Source organism: Vannielia litorea, assembly GCF_019801175.1.
In the GTDB taxonomy this organism is placed as follows: Bacteria; Pseudomonadota; Alphaproteobacteria; order Rhodobacterales; family Rhodobacteraceae; genus Vannielia; species Vannielia litorea_B.
This window is the reverse complement of sequence record NZ_JAHVJR010000001.1, coordinates 775,768-790,013: the sequence shown is the minus strand read 5'-3', so window position 1 is coordinate 790,013 and position 14,246 is coordinate 775,768. Positions and strand designations below refer to the sequence as shown.

The 14,246-nt window shown below is 66.0% G+C and carries 13 protein-coding genes; 8 read left to right on the top strand and 5 right to left on the bottom strand.

Annotated features, from left to right (window positions below; all coding sequences use genetic code 11):
* Window positions 1-13: 13 nt before the first annotated feature.
* The 3 genes from KUV38_RS03860 to KUV38_RS03850 are packed head-to-tail and all read left to right on the top strand — an operon-like array spanning window position 14 to window position 3,359.
* Window positions 14-1,549, top strand: coding sequence for a glycosyltransferase family 2 protein (locus KUV38_RS03860; RefSeq protein ID WP_261385147.1), 1,536 nt, complete (start codon window positions 14-16; stop codon window positions 1,547-1,549).
* Window positions 1,546-2,538, top strand: coding sequence for a glycosyltransferase family 2 protein (locus tag KUV38_RS03855; protein WP_222468782.1), 993 nt, complete (start codon window positions 1,546-1,548; stop codon window positions 2,536-2,538). Before KUV38_RS03860 ends, KUV38_RS03855 begins: the two co-directional genes overlap by 4 nt.
* Entirely contained in the window at window positions 2,535-3,359 is an 825-nt protein-coding gene (locus KUV38_RS03850; RefSeq protein ID WP_222468781.1) for a sulfotransferase domain-containing protein, read from the top strand. Before KUV38_RS03855 ends, KUV38_RS03850 begins: the two co-directional genes overlap by 4 nt.
* Here KUV38_RS03850 and KUV38_RS03845 read toward each other — a convergent pair.
* The 5 genes from KUV38_RS03845 to KUV38_RS03825 form a co-directional block, all read right to left on the bottom strand.
* Complete coding sequence (locus tag KUV38_RS03845; protein WP_222468780.1) at window positions 3,335-3,910, bottom strand: sarcosine oxidase subunit gamma; 576 nt, start codon at window positions 3,908-3,910, stop codon at window positions 3,335-3,337. The genes KUV38_RS03850 and KUV38_RS03845 overlap by 25 nt on opposite strands.
* Complete coding sequence (locus KUV38_RS03840; RefSeq protein ID WP_222468779.1) at window positions 3,903-6,914, bottom strand: sarcosine oxidase subunit alpha family protein; 3,012 nt, start codon at window positions 6,912-6,914, stop codon at window positions 3,903-3,905. The genes KUV38_RS03845 and KUV38_RS03840 overlap by 8 nt, the downstream gene beginning before the upstream one ends.
* Window positions 6,911-7,228: a sarcosine oxidase subunit delta gene (locus tag KUV38_RS03835; protein WP_222468778.1), complete on the bottom strand. Its 318-nt coding sequence runs from the start codon at window positions 7,226-7,228 to the stop codon at window positions 6,911-6,913. The genes KUV38_RS03840 and KUV38_RS03835 overlap by 4 nt, the downstream gene beginning before the upstream one ends.
* A 279-nt stretch (window positions 7,229-7,507) precedes the next feature.
* Window positions 7,508-7,825, bottom strand: coding sequence for a hypothetical protein (locus tag KUV38_RS03830; protein WP_222468777.1), 318 nt, complete (start codon window positions 7,823-7,825; stop codon window positions 7,508-7,510).
* Between the two features lie 112 nt (window positions 7,826-7,937).
* Window positions 7,938-9,182 (bottom strand): sarcosine oxidase subunit beta family protein, encoded by a 1,245-nt coding sequence (locus tag KUV38_RS03825; protein WP_222468776.1) that lies wholly within the window; start codon window positions 9,180-9,182, stop codon window positions 7,938-7,940.
* A gap of 228 nt (window positions 9,183-9,410) precedes the next feature.
* Between KUV38_RS03825 and ccmI the strand changes: the two genes are divergently transcribed.
* The 5 genes from ccmI to KUV38_RS03800 all read left to right on the top strand — a co-directional run bounded on the left by ccmI (window position 9,411) and on the right by KUV38_RS03800 (window position 14,182).
* Window positions 9,411-10,643, top strand: a complete 1,233-nt coding sequence (gene ccmI, locus KUV38_RS03820; RefSeq protein ID WP_222468775.1) for a c-type cytochrome biogenesis protein CcmI — start codon at window positions 9,411-9,413, stop codon at window positions 10,641-10,643.
* Window positions 10,640-11,113, top strand: coding sequence for a Holliday junction resolvase RuvX (ruvX, locus tag KUV38_RS03815; RefSeq protein ID WP_222468774.1), 474 nt, complete (start codon window positions 10,640-10,642; stop codon window positions 11,111-11,113). The genes ccmI and ruvX overlap by 4 nt, the downstream gene beginning before the upstream one ends.
* Complete coding sequence (locus KUV38_RS03810; RefSeq protein WP_410000859.1) at window positions 11,113-11,349, top strand: DUF1289 domain-containing protein; 237 nt, start codon at window positions 11,113-11,115, stop codon at window positions 11,347-11,349. The genes ruvX and KUV38_RS03810 overlap by 1 nt, the downstream gene beginning before the upstream one ends.
* 305 nt (window positions 11,350-11,654) lie before the next feature.
* Complete coding sequence (locus KUV38_RS03805; protein WP_222468773.1) at window positions 11,655-13,040, top strand: bifunctional enoyl-CoA hydratase/phosphate acetyltransferase; 1,386 nt, start codon at window positions 11,655-11,657, stop codon at window positions 13,038-13,040.
* Window positions 13,037-14,182: an acetate/propionate family kinase gene (locus tag KUV38_RS03800; protein ID WP_222468772.1), complete on the top strand. Its 1,146-nt coding sequence runs from the start codon at window positions 13,037-13,039 to the stop codon at window positions 14,180-14,182. Before KUV38_RS03805 ends, KUV38_RS03800 begins: the two co-directional genes overlap by 4 nt.
* Window positions 14,183-14,246: the final 64 nt, after the last annotated feature.

Genomic DNA, 14,246 nt, shown 5'->3' with positions numbered 1-14,246 from the left:
AACAGGGCTTTACATGAGCAACGACCGCTCTCCCGAGGGAGAGGACACCGCCGAAGACACCAAGGCCACCTACACCATCATGTCGATGATGAAGGACGAGGGACACTGCCTCATCGAGTGGGTCGCCTACCACAACCACATCGGCTTCGATAACATCTGCGTCTACACCAACAACTGCAATGATGGCACCGATGCCATGCTGATGCGGCTGGAGGAGATGGGCTACTGCAAGCACTTCCGCAACGATGTGCCGGAGGGGAAGAAGCCCCAGCCCAACGCGCTATCTCTCGCCGAGAAGAATCCCGAGGTGATGAACAGCGAGTGGATTCTGACGATGGATGCCGACGAGTTCGTCTCGGTTAAATGCGGGCGCGGCAAGATCCAGGATCTGTTCGAGGAACTGCCCGCTGACACCGATGCCGTAGCGATCACATGGCGGTTCTTCGGCTCGTCCGAACTGACCGACTGGAACCCCGGCATGGTGATCGAAAGCTATCGCAACGCCGCGCCCGACAAGTTTCGTAAGGGCTGGGGCGTCAAAACCATCTTCCGGCCGTTTGGCGAGATGAAGCTGGGCATCCACCGGCCGCATATGAAGAAGGCCAAGCAAATCCCCGAGCGGGCGCAGGAGATGCTGAAGCAAAAATGGGTCAACGGCTCAGGCGAGCCCATGCCGACCGATTTCAACCTGTCCGGCTGGCGCTCGACCAAGCCGACGCTGGGCTACAAGCTGGTGGAGCTCAACCACTACGGGGTCAAGAGCTACGAGGCCTACTTGCTGCGCCGCATCCGGGGCAATGTGAACAACAAGGCCGGCAAATACGACGCCGCCTATTTCTCGCTCTTCGACCGCAACGAGAAAGAGCAGAAGAACGTGCTCCGCCATGCCCGCGGCACCCGGCGGCTGATGGACAAAATGCTGCGCGACGACACGCTGCGCGCGCTCTACGAGGGGGCGCTCGAGTATCACAAGGGCCGGGTCGACATGCTGCGCCAAACCGGCGAATACGACCAGTGGCTCACCGAGTTGAAAGAGGCCAGCCAGATCCCGATCGACCGGCTCGACGAGGTGCTGTTCACCCAGCACCTGCCGAAGATCTGGCAGGAGAAGGTCAAGGAGATGCAGGAGGCCGGTGTGCCTCCCAAGGAGATCGCCAAGCTCATCAACGCCTCGCAGACAGCCAAGAAAGCCGAGACCCGCGAGGCCATGCGCGCCGCCGCCGAGGGCCGCGCCGTGGAGACCGAAAAGAAAACCTCCGCCGAGGCCGCCGAGGAATTCGAGCTCTCTGACGAGATGAAGGCGGTGATCGCGCAAAAGATTCGCGAGGGCCACGCCGAGATGGCCAAGGCGAGACAGGCCAAGGCCCCTCCCACGCCGGTGCCACCAACGCTGGTGCCCGTCACCGGAGACGCGTCGACAAAGACGCCCCGCCCCGGGGCGAAGGCCAAAGCGCCTTCAGAAGCCGGGGCGAACCCACCCGCCAAGCGCCGCGTGAAGTTGCGGCTCAAGGAGCAGTCGTCCGATACCGTGGGGAGCGACAACCAATGAGCACCGCGCGCAAGATGGTCGTCACGACCATGAAGAACGAGGGCCCCTACCTGCTGGAGTGGATCGCCTATCACCGGCTGATCGGCTTCAATGAATTCACCGTGTTTTCAAACGATTGCACGGACGGCACCAACCTCATGCTCAACCGGCTCGACCAGATGGGCGTGGTGCGCCACTTCGACAACCCGCTCGGCCCAAGGATGGACCCGCAGCGCGCCGCCTACTCCCGCGCCAACAGGCAGGAAGGGGTGAAGAGCGCCGATTGGGTGATGATCATCGACGCCGACGAGTTCTTGAACGTGAAGGTCGGCGATGGCTCGGTTGATGCGCTCATCGACCAATGCCCGGAAGGCACCGATGCGATTAGCGTCAACTGGCGGTTCATGGGTTCGGGCGGCGCGGCCCATATGGAGCCTGACGCACTGGTGACCCGGCGTTTCTTGCGTGGCTCCAGCTTCGAGCAGCCGGAGAACGGGCTGATCTGGGGTTTCAAAACCCTCTTCCGCCCTGCCCGGTTTGACTACTTCGGCGTCCACCGCCCGAAGTTCCGCAAGGAGACGGAAGTGACACCCGGCATGCGGCTCTGGGTCAACGCCGATGGCAAGCCGATGAAGGACCGGATCCTCGAGAAGGGCTGGCGCTCCAGCGCCGAGGACGTGGCTTATGACAGCGCCCAAGTGAACCACTATGCGGTGAAGAGCCGCGAGGAGTTCCTGCTCAAGCGGCTGCGCGGTACGGCGAACTCCAAGAACAAAGACCGCATCGACATGGGCTATTGGGACAAGAACGACATCAACACCCATGAAGACAAGTCGATCCGTACTGAGGGGCTGGCCGAGGCCGTAGCGGAACTGCTCGAAGATGCCGACCTCGCGGCACTGCACCGCGCTTGCATTGAGACCTGCCGCCGCGCGATCGCCTACCAGATGCAGGACCGCAAGCTCGCCGAATGGGTCAGTGACGGGACCTGGAAGGAGGCGGCGGAATGAGCGCCGCCCGGTTTCTCTGCGTCGGCACCCACCACAAGACAGGTACGGTCTGGCTGCGGCGCACTCTGCATCGGATCATGGAGCGGCAAGGCATCGGGCTGATGCAGGCCAACCGCCCCAAGCGCATCGCCGACCTGCCCGAGAGCGGCCCGCAGATCGTGGTCAACTGGTCTTCTGGCTTTCCGGCCGAGTTCTTCGCCCTGCCCGAAGCGCGCTTCATCCACGTCATCCGCGACCCGCGCGACGTGTTGCTCTCTGGCGCCCGCTACCATGAGAAGGCCGCCATGGGGAACGAGAAGTTCCTGAAGGAACAGAGGCCTGAGTGGGACGGTTTGAACTATAAGGATTACCTGAAGAGCCTCGAAACCCCGCAGGAGAAACTGCTCTTCGAGATGGAGCAGAAGCACGCCTCCACCCTCTTCGAGATGCTGGCTTGGCCCTATGGCCACCCGCAAGCGGTGGAGCTGCGCTACGAGGAACTAATGGAGGATCACGACTGCGCCCTCTTCCGCTCGGCGCTGGAGCGCTGCGCGATCGAAGGCCTAGACATCGACGGCGCTGTAGAGGCCTTCTGGGACTCAAGCCTCTTCGGCGGCTTGAAGGAAAAGGATGAGCGCCCGGCGCGTATCCTCAACCATGTGACGAGCGGCACGGGCGCCGAGGCGCAGTGGCGCTCCAAAATGCCGCGCTCGGTGGCCCGCATCTATGCCGACCGCTACGGCTCCGCGCTGGCCGCCCTGGGCTACGCGGAAGACGACAGCTGGGTGGAGCTCTGCCCCGAAGACGTGCCAGCTGCTCAGGAGGCGGTGGGCGCGAAGTAACCCAACTCGCTGCCCGGCTCTGCGGCCTTCGACAGCAGGTCGAACATGTATTGCGCCACGGAGCGGAAGCAGACCACCGTCGCTTTCTCCTCGCTTTCCAGCCAGAAGGCCGCCGCAACCTGCCCGATGTGGCTGCGGCGGAACTCGCCGGTGGGCAGCGCCTCGGGCGCGAGGTCAGCCGGGCAGAGCTTGGCCAGAAGGTCGCGGATGCCCGGGCCTTCGAGGGTGAAGACAGCCCGCGCGTCCGACACGTCGGCGGCGAGGAAGTGCTGGCCTTCCAGAGCCATGCGGGCCTTCTCCAGCGCTTCGAGCGCGGCCGAGTAATCGCACAGCAGCAGCAGTTCGTCCGGCGAGGCCCACGCCGCGCCGCCGCCTAGCCCACCTTCGATCTGCCGCTGGGCTGGCACCCCCTGCCCTGTGGCCGCTTTCACAGCTGCGGCGAGGCCCGCGTAGTCGCCGCGCAGGGTGAGCATCCCCTGTGCGCCCGCATCCTTAACCGTCAGGTAACCTTGGTAAACCGCGCCGCCGAGGGCGCTCCGCGGGTCAGACATTCTGCTTCTCCCCGTCCTTGTCGTAGAACACCGGATCGACGATTTTTGCCTCGACCGTGCTGCCATCGACTTTGTTGAACTTTATCACCTCGCCCATCCGCTCCGGCCCGCCGTGCACCAGCCCCATGGCGATGCCACGGCCCAGCGAGGGCGAGTGGTAGGTGGAGGTCACCCGGCCCTGCGTATTGCGCTGGCCGTTCTCGTTGCTGCCTTCGCCGAGCGCATAGGCGCCATCGGGCAGCACCGAGCCGTCGATGGTCTCGAGCCCCACCAGCTTCCAGCGGTCGGCGCTGGCCATATGGCTGCGCTGCTGCGCCCGTTTGCCGAGGAAATCCTCCTTCTTCTTGGAGATTGCCCAGTGGAGGTTAAGATCCTGCGGGATCACAGTGCCATCGGTCTCGTCGCCGATCATGATGAAGCCCTTCTCGGCCCGCATCACGTGCAGCGCCTCGGTGCCGTAGGGCGTGATGTTCCACTCTGCCCCGGCCTCGACGATCTTTTCCCACAGCTCCAGCCCGCGGTTGGCGGGCACGGCGATTTCGTAGCTGAGTTCGCCGGAAAAGCTGATGCGGAAGATCCGCGCGGAGATGCCGGCAAGGGTGCCATCGGCCCACTGCATGAACGGAAGCGCCTCCTTGGATACGTTCATGCCGCCGAGTTTTTCCAGCAATTTCCGCCCCTTGGGGCCGACCACGGCGATCTGGGCGTATTGCTCAGTGAGGTTGGCGGTGTAGACCTTCCAGTCCCACCACTCGCATTGCAGCCAGTCTTCCATATGGGCGTGGATGTGATCCGCGCCACCGGAAGTGGTGTGCACGAGGAAGGTGGTCTCGTCGATCCGCGCGACCACGCCGTCATCCATCAGGAAGCCGTTCTCGTTGCACATCAGGCCGTAGCGGCATTTGCCGGGGGCCAGCGTGCTCATCATGTTGGTGTAGAGCATGTCGAGGAACTCGCCCGCATCGGGGCCGGTGACGAGGATCTTGCCGAGGGTTGAGGCATCGAGAAGACCGAGGGATTCCCGTGTGTTACGGACCTCTCTTGAAACGGCCGCCTCGCGGCTTTCGCCCGCCTTCGTGTAGCAATAGGGCCGCCGCCATTGGCCGACCGGCTCCCAATCGGCGCCATTGGCCTCGTGCCACGCATGGATCGGGGTTTTCCTCAATGGCTGGAAGGTGTTGCCCGTGCCCGGCCCGGCGATGGCGCCCATGGAGATGGGGGTATAGGGCGGGCGGAAGGTGGTGGTGCCGGTCTGCGGGATCGGCTGGTTCAGGGCGCCGGAGAGCACGGCGAGGCCGTTGATATTGCTGAGCTTTCCCTGATCGGTGGCCATGCCGAGCGTGGTATAGCGCTTGGTGTGCTCGACAGACTGGTAGCCCTCTTGTGCCGCCAACTCCACGTCAGACACTTTAACGTCGTTCTGGAAGTCCAGCCACATCTTTGATTTTTTCGCCTTGGATGCACCCTGCGGCATGACCCAGACAGGGGCCATCTTGGCCTCCTCAACGCCCGTGGCAGACGGGCGCCAGGCTTCTGCGGAATGGCCGAAGTCTGCCAGAGCGGCGACGGCGTTTTTGCTCGCGTCCTCAAGCACTTGCTCGGTGAGCATGGCGCCGGAAGCGATGCCGGCGGTGCGGACGTATTGAGCGCCGTTATCGCTGGTGGGGAAGCGGGTTACATCGGGGTAGAAGTGGAAATTATCCTCTGACCACAGGAGCTTACCGCCACAGTGGGACCAGAGGTGCACCACCGGGGACCAGCCGCCGGACATGGCGACGACTTCACACTCGATGGTCTCGAGCACCGCGCCCTCCCCCACCTGGGCGCAAATATCTACCGATTTGAGGCGCTTGCCGCGTGTTCCTACTGCGGCGATGGCCTTGCCTGATTCGACGCGGATTCCGGCGTCGCGGCAGGCCTGGGGCAAAGCACCCTCTACGGAGGGTCTCGCATCGAGAATACAGGCCACGGTCAGGCCGGACTCCTTAACGGCGAGAGCGGTGCGATACGCGTCGTCGTTGTTGGTCACGACCACCACGCGGTCGCCCGGGGAGACGCCGTAGTTGACGATGTAATCGCGGACGGCGGAGGCGAGCATCACGCCGGGGCGGTCGTTGCCGGGGAAGCTGAGGGGCCGCTCCAGTGCGCCGGTGGCAGTGATGATCTGGCCCGCACGGATGCGCCAGAGCCGGTGGCGTGGGCCTGCCGCGCCGGGCATGTGATCGGTGCAGCGCTCGTAGGCCAGCGCGTAGCCGTGGTCATAAACGCCGGAGCCCATGCAGCGAGTGCGCAGGGTGACATTCGGCGCGTTTTCAAGAGTTTCGACGGCGCGCTTGATCCACGCATCAGCGGGTTCGCCCTCGATCTCGGCGCCATCCACGGGCGCACGACCGCCCCAGTGGGCCTCCTGCTCCAGCAGCAGCACCTTGGCGCCTGTGCCAGCCGCCGTGAGGGCGGCCTGAAGCCCGGCGATGCCGCCGCCGATGATCAGCAGGTCCACATGGACGAAGGCGTGCTCGTAACGGTCGGGGTCGCCTGGGTTAGAAGGTTTGCCGAGGCCTGCAGACTTGCGGATGAAGGGCTCGAAGAGGTGCTTCCACGCGGCCCGGGGGTGGATGAAGGTCTTGTAATAGAAGCCTGCGGGCAGGAAGCGGGAGAGGCCCGCGTTCACCGCGCCCACGTCATAATCGAGCGTTGGCCAGTGGTTCTGGCTGATGGCGGTGAGGCCGTCGAACAGCTCGGTGGTGGTGGCCCGCTGGTTGGGCTCGAACCGCCCGCCCTCGCCCAGACCGACGAGCGCATTGGGCTCCTCGGCGCCGGAAGCCACTACACCGCGTGGGCGGTGATACTTGAAGCTGCGGCCCATCAGAACCTGATCGTTGGCCAGCAGGGCAGCGGCGAGAGTGTCACCCGCAAAGCCTTGATACGACTTGCCATTGAAGGTGAAGCCGAGGCGCTTGGAGCGGTCGATCAGGCGGCCGCCGGTGGGCAGACGGGTGCTCATTTCAGGGCCTCCGGGTATTTGGCGCGGATCTTCTCGAGGATCTCGGCGGGCGGCTCGTGGGTTTGCGCGGGATAGGTGCCGAAAACCTCCAGCGTGGCGGTGTGGCGAGCGGCCAAAAACCACTTGCCGCAGCCCATCACATGGCGCCAGCGCTCCAGGTGCACGCCCTTGGGGTTCTTCCGCAGGAAGAGATAGCCCTCGAACTCCTCATCCGCCGAGCCGGGGCCGTAACGCTTGAGATGGGCCTCGCCGCCGGCATGCAGCTCGGTCTCGGAGGCCTCAATGCCACAATAGGGGCAGGTGAATTTCAGCATCGGCGTTAACCCTGTTTGCGGAAATCGAAGAAAGGGTGAATCGCCCCGCGAGCAGCCCGAACCGGGGCATGCACATCCGATGCACATCCGATGCACATTCCATGCATACGCGATCTGCGGGCTTTGTGGTGGGGGCGATCTGTGAACACAAGGCGCGGTGCGTGCACGAAGGCGCCCTGAAAAACAGGCATGACCGCACCCCGAGGGAGAGGCGCGGCCATGACATGAGTGGTGGCAACCGCCCCCAGAGGGGCGGGCCGGGTCGTTTGGGGGCGAGGGTTACTCGGCGGGAGCAACCTCTTCAGCCGGAGCAGCCTCGGTGCCGGTGTCGGCAGGAGCGGTCTCGGCAGGTGCCGCGCTCTCTTCAGCCGGAGCCGGGGCCGGGGTGTTCTCGATGGTGACGGACGCGTCACCGCCATCAGCCGGAACCGTGGTGACCGAGCTGTCGATGTCGCCGCCCATGAGGAACCAAGCGATGACGCCGACGGCAACGACGAGGCCGCCGATGATGAATGCGAGGGTGCCGGTACCGGAGCTTTCGCGCACGGGTTCACGCGGCACGTGGGTGTGGGTCGAATGGTCTTCGTACTGGGCCATGAGGGGCCTCCTTTGGGTTCTGTCTCCAATCGGCGCGCAGCAGCACGCGCCGTGATTGGGGGAAGAACGCCGGGTTTGGCGGCCCGGTTCCAAAGGATTTTAGCGGTCGGCATCAATGCGCCACCCCGGCGGCGACGGACTCGTCGATGAAGCGGCCTTCGCGGAAGCGTTCGAGCCCGAATTCGGCGGTCAGCGGCGAGTGGCCCTTGGCCATCAGCTCGGCAAAGCCCCAGCCCGAGCCGGGGATGGCCTTGAACCCGCCGGTGCCCCAGCCGCAGTTGATGAAGACGCCATCGACAGGGGTTTTGGAGAGGATCGGGGAGCGATCGCCGGTCATATCCACGATGCCGCCCCATTGGCGGAGCATCTTGAGGCGGGAGAGCATCGGGAAGGTTTCGATCAGCGCGCGGGTGGTTTCCTCGATATGGCTGAAGCTGCCGCGCTGGGTGAAGTTGTTGTGGTTGTCGGCTCCGCCGCCGATGACCATCTCGCCCTTGTCGGACTGGCTGAGGTAGCCGTGGACGGTGTTGGCCATGATGACGCAGTCGAGCGCGGGCTTGATCGGCTCGGAGACATAAGCTTGCAGCGCCACGGCCTCGATGGGCAGGCGGAAGCCGGCCATTTCGGCCAGTTGCCCGGAGTGTCCGGCGACAACGATGCCGAGCTTGTTGCAGCCGATGTGGCCCTTGGTGGTTTCCACCCCGGTCACACGGTCGCCCTCGCGGGTCACGGCGGTGACCTCGCAGGTCTGGATGATGTCCATCCCCATGTCGGAGCAGGCGCGGGCGTAGCCCCAGGCCACGGCATCGTGCCGCGCGGTGCCGCCGCGCGGCTGCCAGAGCGCGCCGAGCACCGGGTAGCGGGGGCCGTCGAGGTTGATGATCGGCGCGATCTGCTTCACCCGCTCGGGGGTGATGAACTCGGTCGCCACACCTTGCAGGGCGTTGGCGTGGGCGGTGCGCAGGTAGCCGCGCTTCTCGTGCTCGGTCTGGGCCAGCATCATCACGCCGCGGGGGCTGAACATGACGTTGTAGTTGAGATCCTGGCTCATCGTCTCGTAGAGGCTACGGGCCTTTTCATAGATCGCGGCGGAGGCATCCTGCAGGTAGTTGGAGCGGATGATGGTGGTGTTGCGTCCGGTGTTTCCGCCGCCGAGCCAGCCCTTCTCGATGATGGCCACGTTGGTGATGCCGTGGTTCTTGCCGAGGTAATAGGCGGTGGCGAGGCCGTGCCCCCCTGCCCCGACGATCACCACGTCATACTGCTTTTTCGGCTCGGGCGAGCGCCATGCACGGCCCCATCCGGTGTGGTGGCGGAGCGCTTCACGGGCGATGGCAAAGGCGGAGTAGCGACGCATCGGGCAGGCCTTTCGGGCGGTGGTCCAACACCCGCCTTAATGCAATCCATGGGGGCTTTGAAGATGTGGGGAAACGACATGCTGCCAGCGGATTGCGACCCGAGGCAAAGGTTTGTGACGAGGCCGCCGGAACGCGCCCTGCGACCTTGTGACCGGGTGCGACGCCGGGAGGGGTGGAACGGCCGGGCGGGGGACGGTATGGCAGGGCCTGACGAGCATGGAGGGACCATGGGGTTCTGGGTTTTTGCCGGGGGGCTGGCGGTGTTGACCGTGGCGCTGCTGCTGCGCGCGCTTCTGCGCGGGCGGGCCGCTGCGGCTGAGGCCGACGTGGCCGGGATCGCGCTGTATCGCGAGCAGCTGGCCGCCGTGGCGAAGGATGCCGAGGCGGGGCGGATCGATGCGGGCGAGGCCGAGCGGCTGGAGCTGGAGATCAAGCGGCGGCTGCTGGAGGCGGACCGCGCGGCGCAGGGGGCTTCGGGCACCGGGCGCGCGCCGCGTGAGCTGAGCCTCGGTGCGGCGGTGATCGTGGCCGCCGTGGTGCTGGCCGGCACCGGCGGTCTCTACTGGGTGCTGGGCGCGCCGGGCTATGGCGATGCGCCGATTGCGGCGCGGATCGCGGCGGCGGAGGAGTATCGGCAGACCCGGATGCGGCAGGCAGATGCCGTGGCGCGGTTTGAACAGAACCTGCCCGATTTGCCGGACCCGGACATTTCGGAAGAGTTCAAGGGGCTGATGGCGCAGCTGCGCACCGCCGTGGCCGAGCGCCCCGATGACCTTCAAGGCCATGTGCTGCTGGTGCGCAACGAGGCGGCGATGGGCAACTTCGGCGCCGCTGCCAAGGCGCAGGAAAGCGTGCTGCGGATCAAGGGAGAGGACGCCGGCGCGCAGGACTATCTGCTGCTGGCGCAACTCTGGATTACAGAGGCGGGCGGCTACGTGTCTCCCGAGGCGGAGGCGGCGCTGGCACAGGCGCTCAGGCGCGACTCCGAGAACGTGGAGGCGCGTTACTACTGGGGCCTGATGCGGGCGCAGACCGGGCGGCCTGATCTGGCGTTCAACGTGTGGCGCCGGGTGATGGACGAGCTGCCGCCCGATGCGCCCTGGGCCGCAGACCTGCCGACGCAGATCGCCGCGGCGGCCCGCGCGGCGGGGGTGGATTATACGCCCCCTGCCCCAGCCAGCGGCGGCGTGCGCGGCCCGAGCGCCGAGGATATGGCCGCGGCGCAGGACATGTCGCCCGAGGATCGGCAGGCCTTCATCCGGTCGATGGTCGACGGGCTGGCAGAAGAGCTGGCGACCGACGGCGGCACGCCAGAGAAATGGGCGCAACTCGTGCGTGCGCTCGGTGTGCTGGGCGAGGTGGAGCGGCAGGCGGAAATCGTGGCCGAGGCCCGCGAGGTGTTTGACGGCTCGCCCGAAGCCATTGCGCTGATCGAAGCGGCGGCGGGAGGCGGCGAGTGATCTTTGATGCCTTCGAGGAGTTCGCCGGTGCCCTGCCCCGCGCGGGAGCGCTGGCCGGGCTGGACCTTGGCACCAAGACCATCGGCGTGGCCGTGTCGGACGGGTTGCGCTCTGTCGCCACGCCGCTGGAAACGGTGAAACGCAAGAAGTTTACGCAGGATGCCGAGGCGCTTCTGGATATATTGAACAAACGTTCAATTTGCGGTCTCGTGCTGGGCCTGCCCCGTAACATGGATGGCACCGAAGGGCCGCGGGCGCAGAGCACCCGCGCCTTTGCCCGCAACCTCTCGCGGCTCTGGGAGGGGCCGATGGGGTTTTGGGATGAGCGGCTCTCGACCGTGGCCGCCGAGCGCGCGCTTCTGGAGGCCGACACCTCCCGCGCCCGCCGGGCGGAGGTGATCGACCATGTGGCCGCGGGCTACATCCTGCAAGGCGCGCTCGACCGGCTCGCCTACCTCGGGAGGGGCTGATGGACGAGCTATGGCGCCGCGACGAGATCGAGAGCCCCTGCATCAAGATCTGCGTGATCCACCCCGAGACCCGGCTCTGCACCGGCTGCCTGCGCACAATAGACGAGATCGCCGCCTGGGGCCGGATGAGCCCCGAGGAGCGCCACGCGCTGATCGAGGAACTGCCCGAGCGGGCGGCACAACACCGCAAGCGGCGTGGCGGACGCGCAGGCCGGGTGGAGCGCCGGGGCGGTTAGGGCTGGGCTATTGGGGAACGCGCCTCGCTGTGCGTCGTCCAATCTGGCTCCCATACTGGGGTTTTTAGTGGGGGGCCAGCCCCCCACGCCCCCCGGAGATATTTGCAGCAAGATAATGCAGGCGGGGTGGGGACAATTTTAGTCGAATTGTCGGTTGTGCGGCGGGCGGGTGGCGAGGCTGCCGGCCCAAAGTTTTGGCGCTTGTCCCGTTAACGCGTCGTTACCTCGCCGTGGCAGGCCGGGGAGGCTGGCCAAGGGGCCCGGGTTGCGCCAGTCTTGCCCGGAAATTTCGAAGGAGCCATTTGATGATTCAGGAATTCACCAACACCCCCTACGACAAGCTCGAGGTGGGCATGGAGGCGGAGCGCAAGCGGCTCGTGCTGGCCGATGATCTCTATGTCTTCGCCAACAGTTCCGGCAACCTGAACCCGCTGCACCTGCCGCGCGAAGATGGCGATGGCGACGGGCTGCCCGAGGCGGTGACGCCCTCGATGTGGCTGGCGGCGCAGATTTCGGCTGTGTTCGGTAACCAGCTGCCCGGGCCGGGCACGCTCTATCGCAGCCAGGATCTGGAGTTCTGCGGCCGGGCCTTTGCTGGCGACGAGGTGGTGACCAAGGTGGTGCTGACGGCCAAGGAGCCGGACCGGGTGGCGCGGTTTCACACCACGGTGACGCGGGTGAGCGATGGCGCGGTGATCGTGCGCGGTGAGGCAACGGTGTTTGCGCCGGAGCATCCGCAGAGCTTCAAGGCCGATGACATTCCGGGCCTCACGGTGCGGCGGCACAAGCATTTCGATGCGCTGATCGACCTTGCCGGCCCCCTGCCCGCGATCCCGACTGCCGTTGTGGCGCCGGAGGAAGCGAATTCGCTCGGTGGGGCGCTGCTGGGCTGGGATCACACGCTGATCACCCCCATCCTGATCGGCGATCCGCTGAAGATTGCCGCCGCTGCCGAGGAGATCGGGCGCGATATCTCGGGGCTGGAGATCATCGCCGAGCCGGACCATGCGAAGGCCGCCAAGCTGGGGGTTTCCCTTGTGCATGAGGGCCGGGCGCAGGCGGTGATGAAGGGGCATTTGCACACCGGGCAACTCTTGGGCGCCGTCTTTGCCCGCGAAGGCGGGCTGCGGACGGGACGGCAGATTTCTCATGTGTTCGTGATGGATGTGCCGGGGCTGGAGCACCTGCTGCTGATCACCGATGCGGCGATCAACATCATGCCAGACCTGGAAACCAAGGTGGACATCGTGCAGAACGCGATCGATCTGGCCCATACGCTGGGGATCGCCGAGCCGAAGGTGGGCATCCTCAGCGCCGTCGAGACGGTGAACCCCAAGATCCCCTCCACCATCGACGCCGCCGTGCTGAGCAAGATGGCCGACCGGGGCCAGATCAAGGGCGGGCTGGTCGATGGCCCACTGGCGATGGACAACGCGATTGATGTGGATGCGGCCAAGACCAAGGGCATCAAGGGGTTGGTCGCGGGCCGCGCCGAGATTCTGGTGGCGCCCAACATGGAGGCGGGCAACATGCTGGCCAAGGAGCTGACCTTCGTTGCCCATGCCGAGGCCGGGGGCATCGTGATCGGGGCCGCCGTGCCGGTGATCCTGACCTCCCGCGCCGATGATGACGCTGCGCGCCTCGCCTCCTGCGCCGTGGCCGCGCTCTACCAGTCGAACCGCAAACCATGAGCGCGATCCTCACGCTGAATGCCGGGAGCAGCTCGATCAAGTTCGGGCTGTTCGATGCCCAGAGCCTCACCGAGGAGGCTGGCGGGCAGGTCGAGCGGATCGGGGGCGACACCGAGCTGGACCTCGAAATCCCCGGTGAGCCCAAGTTGGAGCGGCGGATACCGGCGGCCAATCACCAGGAGGCGGTCACAGCAATCCTCGCCGCCATCGCCCCCTATCTGGGCGGGCGCGAGGTGGTGGGCATGGGGCACCGGGTGGTGCATGGCGGGCCGGATCACGGCGCGCCGCTGGTGCTGGATGATGCCGCGATTTCTGCCCTCACCGCGCTGGAGCCGCTGGCCCCGCTGCACCAGCCGCACAACCTCTCTGCCGTGCGGGCCGCCCGCCGGGCCTTTCCCGACACGCTGCAGGTCGCCTGTTTCGACACCGCCTTTCACCGGGGCCACCCCTGGGTGAATGACACCTACGGGCTGCCGCGCCGGTTTTATGACATGGGCGTGCGGCGCTACGGGTTTCACGGGCTGAGCTACGCCTATATCGCGGGCAAGCTGGCGGAGGACTGGCCGGCGCTGCACGAGGGCCGCGTGGTTGTGGCCCACCTCGGCAATGGCGCCTCGTTGTGCGCGATGGAGGGCGGGCGCTCGGTGGCCTCGACCATGGGGTTCTCTGCCCTATCCGGGCTTTGCATGGGCACCCGCCCCGGCCAGATGGACCCGGGCGTGCTGCTATGGATGTTGGACGATCAGGGCATGAGTTCCGCCGAGATCACCCAAGTGCTCTACAAGGAGAGCGGGTTGAAGGGCCTATCGGGCATGACCAACGACATGCGGGCGCTGCTCGGCTCGGAGGCCCCCGAGGCGGCGCAGGCGGTGGACTATTTCGTCGACCGGGTGGCGCAGGAGGTGGCGGCGATGGCGGCGGCGATGGGCGGGATCGATGCACTGGTGTTCACCGGCGGCATTGGCGAGAACGCCGCCCCGATCCGCGCCAGGGTGCTGGAGCAGCTCGCCTTTCTGGGCTTCACGCTGGACGCCCGCGCCAACGAGGACGGCGGCACGCGCATCTCCTCGGGTCTGCCGGCGCTGGTGCTGCCGACCAACGAAGAGCTGGTGATTGCCCGCGCGGTGCAGGCGGCGCTCTGAGGCGCCTCTTGCATCGGGCCGCGCAAGGGACCAGATTGTAAGGAAGAAACGCCGCGAACAGGAG